At 67.7% G+C, this 13,463-nt stretch carries 13 protein-coding genes; 8 read left to right on the top strand and 5 right to left on the bottom strand.

Translation table 11 applies throughout. The annotated features are described in order from the left end of the window. Window positions 1-15: 15 nt before the first annotated feature. From Q0A15_RS03445 to Q0A15_RS03455, 3 genes are read left to right on the top strand one after another with little or no spacing between them, the layout of a single operon-like run. Window positions 16-774: a LamB/YcsF family protein gene (locus tag Q0A15_RS03445; RefSeq protein WP_291278140.1), complete on the top strand. Its 759-nt coding sequence runs from the start codon at window positions 16-18 to the stop codon at window positions 772-774. Further along, window positions 771-2,405, top strand: coding sequence for an urea amidolyase family protein (locus tag Q0A15_RS03450; protein WP_291278141.1), 1,635 nt, complete (start codon window positions 771-773; stop codon window positions 2,403-2,405). The genes Q0A15_RS03445 and Q0A15_RS03450 overlap by 4 nt, the downstream gene beginning before the upstream one ends. Then, window positions 2,402-4,144, top strand: a complete 1,743-nt coding sequence (locus tag Q0A15_RS03455; protein WP_291278142.1) for a biotin carboxylase N-terminal domain-containing protein — start codon at window positions 2,402-2,404, stop codon at window positions 4,142-4,144. Before Q0A15_RS03450 ends, Q0A15_RS03455 begins: the two co-directional genes overlap by 4 nt. Window positions 4,145-4,175: 31 nt before the next feature. Here Q0A15_RS03455 and Q0A15_RS03460 read toward each other — a convergent pair whose 3' ends face one another. Beyond that, complete coding sequence (locus Q0A15_RS03460) at window positions 4,176-4,718, bottom strand: GNAT family protein (RefSeq protein WP_291278143.1); 543 nt, start codon at window positions 4,716-4,718, stop codon at window positions 4,176-4,178. Window positions 4,719-4,730: 12 nt separating this feature from the next. Further along, a complete protein-coding gene (locus tag Q0A15_RS03465; RefSeq protein WP_291278144.1) occupies window positions 4,731-5,306 on the bottom strand; it encodes a dihydrofolate reductase family protein in 576 nt (191 codons plus the stop codon). Between the two features lie 70 nt (window positions 5,307-5,376). Here Q0A15_RS03465 and Q0A15_RS03470 point away from each other — a divergent pair, with 70 nt between their 5' ends. The 4 genes from Q0A15_RS03470 (at window position 5,377) to Q0A15_RS03485 (ending at window position 9,552) form a co-directional block, all read left to right on the top strand. Next, window positions 5,377-5,943, top strand: coding sequence for a TetR/AcrR family transcriptional regulator (locus Q0A15_RS03470; protein ID WP_291278145.1), 567 nt, complete (start codon window positions 5,377-5,379; stop codon window positions 5,941-5,943). Between the two features lie 165 nt (window positions 5,944-6,108). Next, window positions 6,109-7,173: a DUF2891 family protein gene (locus Q0A15_RS03475; protein ID WP_291278146.1), complete on the top strand. Its 1,065-nt coding sequence runs from the start codon at window positions 6,109-6,111 to the stop codon at window positions 7,171-7,173. 25 nt (window positions 7,174-7,198) lie between these two features. Then, window positions 7,199-7,861 (top strand): GntR family transcriptional regulator, encoded by a 663-nt coding sequence (locus tag Q0A15_RS03480; RefSeq protein WP_291278147.1) that lies wholly within the window; start codon window positions 7,199-7,201, stop codon window positions 7,859-7,861. A 101-nt stretch (window positions 7,862-7,962) separates the two neighbouring features. Then, on the top strand, window positions 7,963-9,552 hold the full coding sequence (locus tag Q0A15_RS03485) for a trypsin-like peptidase domain-containing protein (protein WP_291278148.1): 1,590 nt from the start codon (window positions 7,963-7,965) through the stop codon (window positions 9,550-9,552). 82 nt (window positions 9,553-9,634) lie between these two features. On the opposite strand, the gene Q0A15_RS03490 is transcribed toward Q0A15_RS03485, so the two are convergent. Both Q0A15_RS03490 and Q0A15_RS03495 read right to left on the bottom strand, forming a co-directional pair. Beyond that, window positions 9,635-10,285 carry a metal-dependent transcriptional regulator gene (locus Q0A15_RS03490; RefSeq protein WP_291278149.1) on the bottom strand — a complete coding sequence of 217 codons (651 nt, stop codon included), beginning with the start codon at window positions 10,283-10,285 and terminating at the stop codon, window positions 9,635-9,637. 10 nt (window positions 10,286-10,295) lie between these two features. Beyond that, window positions 10,296-11,516 (bottom strand): MFS transporter, encoded by a 1,221-nt coding sequence (locus Q0A15_RS03495; RefSeq protein ID WP_291278150.1) that lies wholly within the window; start codon window positions 11,514-11,516, stop codon window positions 10,296-10,298. A gap of 122 nt (window positions 11,517-11,638) precedes the next feature. Here Q0A15_RS03495 and Q0A15_RS03500 point away from each other — a divergent pair, with 122 nt between their 5' ends. Beyond that, the gene (locus Q0A15_RS03500) at window positions 11,639-12,871 is read left to right on the top strand and encodes an MFS transporter (RefSeq protein WP_291278151.1); all 1,233 of its coding nucleotides are present in this window, start codon (window positions 11,639-11,641) and stop codon (window positions 12,869-12,871) included. 6 nt (window positions 12,872-12,877) lie between these two features. Here the strand turns inward: Q0A15_RS03500 and Q0A15_RS03505 are convergent. Further along, on the bottom strand, window positions 12,878-13,463 hold a 586-nt coding region (locus tag Q0A15_RS03505), incomplete at its 5' end, for an HNH endonuclease signature motif containing protein (RefSeq protein WP_291278152.1).

Below are 13,463 nucleotides of genomic sequence, written 5' to 3' on the forward strand. Positions count from 1 at the left end.
CGGAAGGAACACGTGATGACCTCCATCGATCTGAATTCCGATATCGGCGAGGCCTTCGGAGCCTGGAGCATGGGCGACGATGAAGCCATCCTCGACACCGTCACCAGCGCCAACATCGCCTGCGGCTTCCACGCCGGCGACCCCTCACACATGGCTCGGACGGCCCGCGGCGCTGCGGAGCGTGGCGTCGCCATCGGTGCCCACGTGGCCTATCGGGACCTGGCCGGTTTCGGGCGCCGCTTCGTGGACGCCACGCCGGCCGAATTGGCCGACGACGTCCTCTACCAGATCGGTGCACTCGACACCATCGCTCGCGCCCACGGCGGCAAGGTCACCTACGTCAAACCGCATGGGGCGCTGTACAACGCGATCGTCCACCACGAGGGACATGCGCGTGCCGTCGTGGATGCCGTGAAGGCGTTCGATTCCAACCTGACCCTGCTGTTGCTGCCGGGCTCCGTGGCCCTGGACCTGGCGACCGCGGAAGGGATCCGCGGCGTGTCCGAGGCATTCGCGGACCGCGGCTACCAGCCCGATGGCACCTTGGTGTCCCGCCGCGACGAGGGCGCCGTGCTCCACGATGCCGACGTGATTGCCGAGCGCATGGTTCGGCTGGCCACCACCGGTGAGCTCGAGGCCGTTGACGGTTCCAGCTTGCACATCGAAGCAGCCAGCATCTGCCTCCACGGCGACACGGACGGGGCGGTGGCGCTGGCGCGATCCGTTCGTTCTGCGCTCGAGGATGCCGGGATCGATCTACGCAGCTTCGCATGAGCCCGCGTTTCCTGCCCTTCGGCGACACCGCGGTCCTGGTGGACCTGAGTGCTGACCAGGACCCGCTCGAATCCGCGCTGGCCTGGCACGCAGACCTGTCCCTGACCCCGCTGCCGGGACAGGTCGAGGTGCTCGCCGCGGCCGAGACCGTGCTGGTCCGTTTCTGGGACGCGCGGGCCGCGTCGGCTTCGCTCGCGGCGCTGCCGCTCCGAGTGCCCGACGGTGGTGCCTCGCGCCGGGGACGCGTCGTCACCATCGACACGGTGTACTCGGGCGAGGACCTGCACACTGTCGCTTCCCTGACAGGGATGAGCCCTGAGGCCGTGGTCGGGGCTCACGAGGGTAGTGATTGGACCGTGGCCTTCGGTGGCTTCGCACCAGGGTTCAGCTACTTGACCGGCGGTGACTCCCGCCTCGAGGTGCCACGGCGTGACAGTCCCCGCACCGCGGTGCCTGCCGGGGCGGTCGCCCTGGCGGGCGCCTTCTCCGCCGTTTATCCCCGCGTCAGTCCGGGCGGATGGCAGCTGATCGGCCATGCGGAAACCCGCATGTGGGATCTCTCCCGTGACCAGCCCGCGTTGTTGCAGCCCGGGGACACCGTGCGGTTCACGGCAGTACGGGAACACGCGGTCGTGACCGAGTCGGAGCCCACGGTGTCAGTTTCGGCCGATTCGGTGGAGGGGACCCCGGCGCTGACCGTGATCTCTCCCGGACTCTTCACCAGCGTCCAGGACGGTGGGCGTCCTGGCTTCGGCGATCAGGGGGTCACGAGATCCGGCGCGGCGGACCGGCCGAGCTCCGCACAGGCCAATCGCCTCGTGGGGCTCCCCGAGGACGGGCCGGTGTTGGAGACGCTGCTGGGTGGGCTCACGCTGCGCGCGGAGACCGCCACTGTGGTGGCATTGACCGGAGCGGTGGGAGAGGCCACGATCTCCGGCCATCAGGGGAGCCGTCCTGCCCCTGCCCGTGCCCCGTTCGCGCTCTATCCTGGCGAGACGCTGGCCCTCGGCGCGCCCACCGCGGGGTTGCGTGGCTACGTGGGTGTGCGGGTCACGGAGCCGGACGCACCGGGCGGGGCGTTGCCCCTGCGGGTTCACGCCGAGCTCGGCTCCGCCTCCACCGACACGCTCTCGGGGCTGGGCACCGCCGCGTTGGAGGCGGGCGACGTGCTGCACGCGGTGGCGAGCCGGCGAGCCGACGGCGCGAGTCGGCCACGCGCCGTCGGGCATCCGGAGTCCCCAGCGACGGCGCTGCCGATCCCTGGGAAGCCAGTGACGCTGAGGGTCACCAGTGGCCCGCGCAGCGATTGGTTCGAGGGTGGCGCCGAGTCGCTGACCGGCATCGAGTGGGGAGTCTCCTCCAAGCTGGACCGTGTGGGTGTGCGGCTGCAGACCGCAGGAGAGGCCCTGCAACGCATCTGGACACGCGAACTTGCCAGCGAGGGGATGGTCCCGGGCGCCGTGCAGGTGCCGCCGGACGGCAACCCCGTCGTCTTCTTGGCCGACCATCCCGTCACCGGCGGTTACCCCGTCATCGCGACCGTGATCGATGCCGACCTGCCGCTGGCCGCACAAATCCCGCCGGGCACGCCCGTGCGCTTCGAGCTGCAGAACCCGAGGAGGGACTCATGAAGAAGATCCTGATCGCCAACCGTGGGGAGATCGCCGTCCGTGTGATCCGCTCCTGCGTCGATGCGGGCTACACCTCCGTGGCCGTCTATGCCGATCCGGACGCCGACGCCATGCACGTGCGGCTGGCCGACGAGGCCTACTCGTTGGAGGGCACGAGCGCTGGGCAGACGTATCTCGATCAGGAAAAGCTGCTGGAGATCGCTCGGATGTCCGGTGCGGACGCGGTCCATCCCGGGTACGGCTTCCTGTCGGAGAACGCGGACTTCGCGCAGGCCGTGATCGACGCAGGGCTGACCTGGATCGGGCCCTCGCCGTCCGTGATCCGGGACCTGGGGGACAAGGTGGCCGCCCGGGCCATCGCTCGCGAGGCCGGGGCGCCGTTGGCTCCAGGGTCGGACGGCCCGGTCGGAGACGCCGCCGAGGCGCGGGCCTTCGCTCAAGCGCACGGTCTGCCGATCATCATCAAGGCCGCCTTCGGTGGGGGCGGTCGCGGCATGAAGGTCGTCACCGAGCTCGATCACGTCGAGGCCGCCTTCGACACCGCCACGCGTGAGGCGGTCGCCGCGTTCGGGCGCGGGGAGTGTTTCGTGGAGCGCTTCCTGGAGAAGCCCCGGCACGTCGAGGCGCAGGTCGTGGCGGACACCCACGGGAACGTGGTGGTTCTCGGCACGCGCGACTGCTCGCTGCAGCGGCGGCACCAGAAGCTCGTGGAGGAGGCTCCGGCCCCGTTCCTGACGGATGAGCAGCGCTCCCGGATCCACGAGGCGGCTCGGGATATCTGCTCACATGCCGGTTACACGGGCGCCGGGACCGTCGAGTTCATGGTGGCGGCGGACGGGCTGATGTCCTTCCTGGAGGTCAACACCCGGTTGCAGGTGGAGCACCCCGTCACCGAGGCCACCACGGGCGTCGACCTCGTGGCGGAACAGTTCAGGATCGCAGAGGGGCTGCCGCTGTCCCTCTCCTCCGATCCCGAGCCGACGGGGCACGCCTTCGAGTTCCGCATCAATGCAGAGGACCCGGCGCTGGGCTTCCTGCCCACACCCGGGCCCGTAACCCTGTTCGTTCCGCCCACCGGACCGGCCGTGCGTGTGGATTCCGGCGTCGCTTCCGGGGACGTCGTTCCTGCCCCATTCGATTCATTGGTGGCCAAGCTCATCGTCGTCGGAGAAGACCGCGAGGCCGCGCTGAAGCGAGCCCGCCTTGCACTGCGCGAGTTCCGTATCGAGGGTCTGCCCACGGTGTTGCCCTTCCATCGCGCGGTACTCAAGGAGCCGGACTTCACCGACTCGCCCTTCCGCGTGGACACCACGTGGATCGAGCGTGAGTTCGCGGCACGGTTGGAGGTGGGGGAGCAGGCGGCCTTCGCGCCGGACGGCGCCCGCCGCCGCTTCACCATCGAGGTGGACGGCCGGGCCGTGACGCTCGGCGTGCCGAGCGGGTTGCTTTCGGCCATGTCCGACGGCGGTAGCCCGGCCGCGTCGTCGGGCACGGGATCCGCGCACGACGGCGTGGAGAAGGATTCAGAGGGCGCCGTCACCGCACCGGTGGACGGCACTCTGGCCGCGTGGCGGGTCTCGGACGGCGACCGGGTGTCGCAGGGCGACCCGATCGCGGCAGTGGAGGCCATGAAGATGGAGACCGTGGTCGCGGCGCCCCGCGATGGCGTGGCGCGCCTTGCCGAAGTGGAGGCCGGTTCCAGCGTGGAGCGCGGTCAGGAGCTGGCCCGGGTCGAGTGACGACCCAGGCCGTGGTGCCGACCTTGGGATCTCAGTCCACGTGGAGGTTCAGGCGCTGGAAGAGGACGTGGTCCCGCCATCGTCCGTCGATGCGGAGGTAGTCGGGTGCGAGGCCGATGCGTGTGAATCCCGCGTGGTCCAGGATCGCTTGCGACGCCACGTTCTCAGGCAGCACTTCCGCCTGGACCCGATGTAGGCCCAAGACGTCGAAGGCATGCGATACCGCGAGCCGGACTGCGGCGGAAGCATGGCCTCGCCGGAGCCGGTCTGCCCTCACCCAGTAACCCATGGCGCAGGATCTGAAGGCGCCGTAGGTGATGCCGCTCAGCGTCAGTTCGCCGACGATCTCGTTCTCACCTGCCACGATCACGAACGGGGCAGACGTGCCCGCAGCCGTACCCGTCAGCGCCGTCTCGATGCGTTGACGTTGGCCCGCTTCGGTGAAGAACTCTGGATCCCGAGCTGGCTGGAAGGGCTTCAGATGTTGCCAACTGTTCTTGAAGATGCGGGCCAGGGCAGCCGCATCCTCGGGCGCAACCAAGCGCAGAGTGGTGTCGGTGGGCATACGGACCATTTTTCACCTTCCTCACGTGTGCGGGGACTTGGTGTATTCCTCGATGGTGACGCCGGACAAGAACTCTCGAGACCGTTGATGAGTGAAGGGGCGCGCTCGGCTCGCGGCGTTGCCGAAGAGGGGGACGCCCGAGCCCAGGACCACCGGATTGCGTTTGAGTACCAGGCGGTCGATCTCCGGCAAGAGCGTCCCGGCCAGTTCTCCTCCGCCGCAGAGCCAGATGTCCAAGCCGTCCTGCTCCTTCAACGCTCGGGTGGTGGCCACCGGGTCGGTCATCAGCGTGATGGCCGGGTCCACCTTCCGGGGCTGTCGAGTGGCCACGTACTGAGACAGGTGGGGATACGGACTTGTGATGCCCGCGTCGAGGCCAGGCATCAAGGTGCGCCAGCCCATCAGCACAGTGTCGAATTTGGTCCTTGGGGGCCGGATGCCAGCCGCCTCGTGGGCTTGCACGGGCAGGGCGTCGGCGAATTCACCGAAGACCACCTCAGCGTGGTCGCCTTCAACCAGGAACGCATCGAAACCTCCGTCCAGGTCGGCGATGTAACCGTCGATACTCACGGCCACGTAGTAGACGAGTTCCCGCATGATGTCTCCAATCACAACAAATGTAGTAGTTAGAGTACGACAGCTGTTGTGGTTTGGCTAGGATGGGGGAATGGCTCGCAACGAGGAGAGGCGCGTGGCTCTGGCCGACGCGGGAATCAAGGTGCTCGCACGAGAGGGAGCCAGGGGTTTGACCCATCGCGCCGTGGATTCGGTCGCCGGCACGCCGCGCGGCACCGCGTCGAACTATTTTCCGACCAGGGATGAGCTCGTTGCCGCATTGGTGGAACGCATCGGCCAACGGCTCACGCCGGATCCTGCGCTGGGCCCCGGTGCCCCGGAACGTCCGGCGGACCGAGAACTCTTCGCCGACTATCTGAGGGATGTGGTGCGACGCCTGAGCGCAGATCGAGATGTCGCACTGGCCCTCTTCGAATTGCGGTTGGAGGCTGCCAGGCGTCCGGCGATTGCCGAAGCGCTCACCAGGTGGCGACAGGCGGCCTTCGAGGAGGATGTTGCCTTCAATGCGGAGGCGGGACTCCCGGGCGATCGACCCGAGATCGCTCTGTTCCACTACGCCATCGACGGGATGATGCTGGATCACCTGACGGCGCCCCTGGATACCGGTATGTCGATCAATACCGCCATCGACGAGTTCGTGCGGCGCATCCTTGGCTGACGCTGCCCTGACGGGCAGGACCGGAGTGAGCGCGCTCGTGTGGGGCACATAACCCGTATATGCATTGTCGGCGTGGATTCCATGGTCGGCGCAGTCGCAGCGTTTGCGCCGACCATGGGAATTCAGTCGACGATGGAACCTGGCAAGACCGACGAGAAGAGCACAATGTGCAATAGCGAGCACACCGACCGCATGGAGTACGTGGACGCCTTCGCATCCGTGGCCCTGGACAATCTGGGCCGCGAGTACCCATACATAGCGCAACACATGCAGACTGGCCCCGATGATCTTCGCCATCCGGTCGAGTTGCACCCGGCCTTCGCGACGTCCTTCGACTGGCACTCCTGCGTCCATATGCACTGGTTGCTGGTGAGCCTCACCGAGGCCACGCTCGCCGCGGAAGGGTTCGGTTCGCGCGCATGGCACCGGAGGGCCCTCGACGTCCTCACCGCGCATCTCACGCCTGAGAAACTGGCCATCGAGACCGAGTACCTGCGCTCCCACCCCGGCTGGGAACGCCCCTATGGCTGGGCCTGGGCCGCGGAGCTGGCCCACGCGCTGAATACGGCAGCGACGCCCGCCCTCCGGGCGCTCGCCGCGGGCGCGGCGCCCATGCTCGACGCCGTGTTCGGACTGACGCTCGCCTGGCTCCCCAAGTTGCCGGAACCTGTGCGTCACGGCGTGCATTCCAATACGGCATGGGGCCTGCGCCGCATTCGCCGCGTCGCGGCAGCCCACGAACGCGATGATGTCGTGACGACGATCGACTCGGCAGCCAGACGGTTCTTCGGTCGCGACACCGCGTGGGCCTTCCACCAGGAACGTAGCGGCCATGACTTCCTCTCCGCCGGCTTCAGCGAGGCGGACCTCATGCTCGACGTCTTGTCTGACGAGGAATTGGCCGGCTGGCTACCGGCCTTCCTAGCCACCCTCACCCCTGGCTCCGCGGTGCTGCAGCCCGTGCCGGTCCTGGATCCCGCCGATGGCCAGCAGTCCCACCTTGACGGCCTGGGACTCACCGTCGCCGCCCAGGCGGTGCGGGTGGCGAGGGTCTTGCGGCGGCTCGACACCCCGGACCTGCTCGATACCCCGGACCTGGCTGCGGCGTTGGAGGCGGCCGCGCCAGGGCTCATGGCAGCAGGCTGTCAAGCAGCGGTGTCGGATGAGTACATGGCTTCCCATTGGCTCGCAACGTTCGCCTACGAGGCGCGGGTGGAGGCCTCCCGCTGACAGGGGCCGTGGCACAGTGGAAGGCATGACTGACGAGCCAGCCGAAACCGCCGCACGCGCCGCCGCGACCCTTCGTTCACGGATAGCCGCCGGCCGCTTGCTACCGGGAGTCAAGCTCGGGGAGCAAGAGCTGGCCCAGAGTCTGCGCCTCTCCCGCAATACACTGCGCGTGGCGTTCGCACAGCTGCAGGGCGAAGGGCTGGTGGTGCGCATCCCCAACCGCGGCTGTTTCGTGGCCCAACCGGACGCCGCGGACGTCGCGGAGATTTACAGGGTCAGGGGGATGGTGGAACCGGCTGCTGTGCTGTGGGGAGAGGCCGACGACGAAGCCGAGGCCGCCATCAACGAGATCCTCGACCAGGCAAGAGCCGCCAAGGGCAGCAACGACGTGGACGCCATGGCCGCGGCCAACGACGCCTTCCACCGGGCCCTCGTGGACATGGCCGGCTCGCCCACGCTCGCGGCGACCATGGACCGGGTCATGGCCCGCACTCGGCTGGTGTTTCGCAGCATGGACGCCAACCCAGATTTTCACGCGCACTACGTGGAACGTAACGCTCAACTGTCAACGCGGATCTTCGGCGGACAGCGCCAGCTGGCAGCCGCAGAACTACGGGAGTACCTTGATGGTGCTGAACGCGAATTGCTGAGGCACATCGAGTCACACAGCCGCGTAAGACAAGGCTGAACAGTCACAGGTTCGCCAAAGGAAGGCCACACGCCTCTCCACATTCCGTGCGGTGAACTCTTACTCAGACTTCAGAGTTTGGCTTTCAGCAGGAGGAAGACATGAGCCAGCAGCATCCCGAGCAGGGCGGGGCGGAGAACCCGACCGAGCGTCTCGAACCCACCGTGTACCCCACCGCCACCTATCAGCGCGCCGAGCAGATGGCTCCGCAGCCCGCTCCGGACGGTGCCCCGGTGGTGGCTCCTGAACGGCAGCAGCTCAACCCGATCTACTTCACCCCTCCGACCCAGGCAGGGCACGGCGGATACGGCTACGGCGGTTTCGACGGCGGCCATGGCGGCGGTAACGGAGGTTGGGGACAGCCTCCCGTGTACGGCTACAACGGTGGCGCGGGCGGTTATGGAGGCCAGCACCCCGCACCCAAGAAGAAGGGCAACGGCCTGCTGTGGGGTCTCGGCGCCGGAGCCCTCGCACTGTCACTGATTGTCGGTGGCATGGGCGGCTGGGCCATCGGTAACTCCAACAGCACTCCGCAGGCGGAACAGGGCCAGTCGCAGAACGGCCTGGGGCAGCAGGGTCAGAACGGCCAGTCGCAGAACGGCCAGTCGCAGAACGGACAGAACGGCCAGCTTCCCAACAACGGTGGTGGCACCGACGGCGGAACCGACAATGGTTCCGGAGACCAGGGCATCGAGAACCTCCCGTACAACGAATACGGCAACGGGCAGGGCAACAACGCCTGGGGTGGTAGCGGGTCCACCATCACCCAGGGCACCAAACTGGAGCAGGGCCAGGCCGGGTTCGTCCTCATCAACACCACGGTTTCCGGCGGTCGTGGTGCGGGCACCGGCCTGGTCATCGAATCCGATGGAACGGTCCTGACCAACTACCACGTGGTGGAAGGCTCGGAGACCGTGAAGGTCACCGATTCCACGACCGGCAAGAGCTACGAGGCTGACGTGGTGGGGCGCAGCAAGTCCAAGGACGTCGCCGTGCTCAAGCTCAAGGATGCCTCCGGACTGGCGACCGTGAAGATCGCGGAAGGCACGGTGAAGAACGGGGACTCGGTCTCCGCTGTCGGTAATGCTTCCGGGCAGGGCTACCTGTCACAGTTGGACGGCAAGGTCGTGGCGACTCAGCAGTCCATCACCACTCGTTCCGAGGACGGAGCCGTAGGGGAATCGCTGAACAACCTGATCGAGACGGACGCGGACGTGGTTCCCGGGTACTCGGGGGGTGCCTTCGTCAATTCGGATGGTGAGGTGGTCGGCGTGACCACCGCGGCCTCCTCAGGTAACACCTCTGAGACGGTGGACGGCTACGCCATCCCGATCGCGGACGCCATCGACATCGCTGAGAAGATCAGCTCCGGCGAAGGCGGAGACGGTATCCAGATCGGCCGTGCAGCGGCCCTCGGCATCTCCGTCCTGGCTGCCGATTCCGGTGACGTCGGAGGCGGCTACGGCGTGACCGTCAACGGCCTCGTTGACGGCGGCTCCGCAGGGAAGCTGGGGATCAAGGAAGGCGACACCATCATCGGGTTGGACGGTGAGAACGTGAAGTCCTTCAGTGCTCTGAAGGAGATCCTGGCCAAGCACCAGCCCGGCGACAAGGTGTCCCTGACCTGGCTGGACTCGTCCGGCAAGGAGACCACCAAGGACATCACGTTGGGGGAGTCCTCGGTGAACTGACCGGCAGCGAACTGACCCGCCAGCGAACCGACCAACCAGTCAATCGACCCGCGCAGGCCGCACAGCGCGCCCCGTTGCCACCTCAGGCGACGGGGCGCGCGTGTATGGCCGCCAAGGCGGCCTCGCTCAGGTGCGTTCCGGCGACGGTCCGGGCCGCTCCGTCGGGCATGATCGCCACGCGCGCTCCGGGAACCACGTTGGCTCCGTGGAGCCACTGCAGTAGTAGCGGATCGTCGTCGTTGATCCGCACCACCTCGTAGCCGCCGGGGGCGGCGTTGGTGAGCAATACGGCGTCGTCCGGATGGGGGACGGTCAGGTCAGGTGCCGGGATGGGATCGCCGTGGGGGTCGGCCGAGGGGCCGCCCAGATGTGCGTCGAGGCGCTGGATGAAGCGGGACGTGACCGCGTGTTCCAGCAGTTCCGCGTCCTCGTGGACCTCGTCCCAGGTGTAGCCGAGCGTATTGACGAGGAAGGTCTCCAGGAGCCGGTGCCTACGCACCATGACGAGGGCAAGGCGCCTGCCTTCCTCGGTCAGTTCCACGGGTTTGTACGGCCGGTAGGTCAGTAGTCCCTGCTTGGCGAGGCGGCGCACGGTCTCGGAAACGTTGGGTGCCGAGGTCTCGAAACGAGCCGCGAGCTCGGAGGTGGTGATGGGCGGCTCGCCCCACTCCGTGGCGTTCCAGATGGCCTTGATGTAGTCCTGGGCCACGGGGGTGATGTCATCGATCTCCACGGGATTCAGGCTACCCGGCCGCGCGGCGCCGGGTCAGGGTCACCAACAGCAGCGAGATCAGCGTGACGGCACCGCCGAAGGCGAAAACCGCAACATAGCCGATGTGTGGAGCCACGAGCGCGATGACCCATGGCGCAAAGAACCCGACGTAGGTCAGCGCGTAGAAGATGCCGGTCAGGGCGCCGAGCTCGTGCGGAGGGGCCAGGCGTTGCGTCTCGCGCAGCCCGGACACCATGAGGATCCCGTATCCGGCACCGAGGACCACCGCGACGGGCAGCATCACCCAGGCTGCGGCGCCGGCGGGCAGGGTCGCGACCAGGATGGACAGCAGCATCCCGACCGTGGCCGTGATGAGTCCCAGGGCCGCAGGGTGAGGTTTGGTGCCGCGGTCCGCGTAACGGCCTATGGCCGGCTGGATCGCGGCGCCCGTCAGCATGGTGACGCCGGCGACCAAACCCGTGTACGCGACGTCGGGCCCCAGGCCCCGCGCCGCAACGGGCGCCAGCGCGCTGAACGACGTCGTGGCGCAGCCGAACACCCACGGGGCCCAGAGCGCCACGCCCACCAAGAAGTGGCGGCTGCGGGCCGTGCCCGGTAGCAGCCTCGGGCGGGCGGGCGTGTCCGCCGGTCGCGTCGAGTCCGCCTCCGGGGTCCGCCAGACCAGTGGCGTCAGGGCCAGCACCATGGCCAGATGGATCGCCAGCCCGGTGATGTCGGGACCCGGAAGCCACTCGGCCACCGGCCCCGTGACCAGCGGCCCGATCCCGAAGCCTGCCGACATGGCGACCGTGGCGCGTCGGGCGCCCACGCCGGGCCCATCGGCCGCGGGGGTGACCTCCTTCAGCCATGCGGCGCCCGCCGCCAACACCAGACCCACGGCCGCACCGGTGAGGAGCCTGGCCAGGACCAGGACGTAGGGGCTGACGGGCTCAGCAAAGAAGTGGGCCGCGATGGTCACCACGGTTCCCACCGCGGACAGGATCAGGGCCGGACGGATCACGGCGCGGCGACCCACCCTGTCGGACGCCGGGCCCCCGACGAGCAACGCCGGGACCAACCCCACGATGTAGACGGCGAAGAGGAACGTGACGTGCGCCTGGGTGAGCCCGTGGACCTGCCGCATCACCGGCAGCAGTGGCGCGAAGAGGTTGGCGCCGAAGGTGATGGCGAACATCCCCAACGCGATGCGCAGCCACGCCGGGACCACACTTCTCCGGGAGCGATTCGACACCTGTGTCACAGGTCACCATGTAAGCACAGAGGGTGGGCGGAAGGTCGCATCCGCGTTGCATGCGTGACGCGCTGGACGGGTGGCTGATTGGTGATCAGGGGGGGGCGACGTAGAGTGATCGAGTGACCCGTACCACTCGCCGCCCGATGGCCGCCCTCTTGTCTGCGGCCGGGTTCGCGGCTCTTTCCACCGGAGTCCTGAACGTGGCGGACGACCTCGTCGCCGTACTCGCCCTCGGGGCCGGAACGGTGCAGGTCGGTTGGCTCAACGCGGTCTCGTCTGCTGTCTTCCTGGTCTTCTCGGTCCCGGTGGGCTGGTGGCTGGACGTCGTGGACCGGCGCCGTACCCTCATGGCGACCCAAGCCCTGGCAACTCTTGCACTGCTTTCCGTCCCAGTGGCGTGGCTCTTCGAGGTCCTCACCTTCGGTCAATTGTTGGTGACATCCTCCCTGGTGGGCCTGGCCGGCATGGTCTGGGGGCTCGGGATCTCCACGCTGCTCCCCACCGTGTCAGGGCGCGACAAGGCCGGGAGCGCATTCGCCCGATTGCAGGGCATAGAGACCACCGCCGGGCTCGTGGCGCCCGGTCTCACCGGATTGTTGATCGCGGTGCTCGCCGCGCCGATGGCGCTCTTCTTCGCCGCGGCCTTCGAGCTGTTCGCAGGGCTCTCGCTGATCGTCGGTGCCCGACGGTCGGCAGCCGAGAAGTCGGATACGTCGCCCACCGCGCGCCCCAAGTTCTGGGCGGGGGTCGCCGAGGGGTTCCATTTCGTCATCAAGCAGCGCAGCATCTTGTTGCTGACCTGCTCTTCCGCACTGATCAACTTCTCCCTTGCGCTGACCTCCGCCGTTGAGACCGTCTACTGGGTGCATACGCTGGGGTTCGAACCGCAGGTGATCGGCGCGATCGGTGTGGTTATAGCGGGGTCGGCGCTGGTGGGCTCGCTGATCGCGGACCGCCTGCTGTTGCGCTTCAAGGACCTCAACGTCTCGGTCTGTGGAGCCATCGTGGCCACGGTCGGTGCCGTGGCTCTGCCCATAGCCTCATACGTGCCAGGCTTCGGATGGGCCTTCGGGTGGGTGATGGTCCACATCGTCATCTGGAACGCAGCGATGATGTCCGCCAACTCTGGTGTCTACGGAATCGTTGCCAGGGCCACGCCGGACCGGCTCATGGGGCGGGTGCAGTCCTTCCGCCGACTCATCTCCCGCGGCGCGCTGCCGATCGCCTCGATCCTCGGTGGGTTTCTTGGTGAGGGCCTCGGAGTGGTTCCGACCCTGTGGATCGGTGTTGCAGTGGCGGGGCTCGGTGCGGTGGCCACCGTGGCGGTCTGGTGGCTCGTCAGGAAGCGGTAGAACCTCTCACCCGACTTCGGGGAAGAGCTCGGGCTGTTCGATGCCGCGCTTAGCCAGGGCTTGTACGGATTTCGGGTTTTCGTGGGGTGGGTTCGGTGGAGGGCCGGGCCGGATTCTAGTGTGTTCCTTGGCCTGGTTGCAGGCGGTGCAGAGTCCTTGGCCGTTGGTTGCTGTGGTGGGGCCGCCGGCGACATACGGTTTGATGTGGTCGATCTGCCTGATCGGGGCCCCGCAATACGGGGTTCTACAGACCTGGTCGCGGGCGCGGATGAAGCGGGCCAGGCCCTTGGGGAAGAACCGGGATCTGGACTCCATCTGCGTCAGCGTCCCATCCTTCGGGGCGCTCCAGAGCCTGCGAAGTGTGGCCCGGTCCTGCGCCGCCGCGTCGCGGATGATCTGCCGAGCCAATCCGGTGGGGACGGCACCGTATCCGTCCACGTGGGCCGGGGTGTCACTGAAACCCAGCAGGCCCAAATCCGTGATCGTGATGAGGACTTCCACGTTGGGGCCGTGCTGGCAGGTCGTGGAAGTGAAGTGATCAAGGTCGGGCTGGCCGGTGCCGCAACTGTTGGTGGCTCCGGTTTTGCCGCCG

Origin of the sequence: Galactobacter sp. (assembly GCF_022712295.1) — a bacterium.
GTDB lineage: Bacteria > Actinomycetota > Actinomycetes > Actinomycetales > Micrococcaceae > Galactobacter.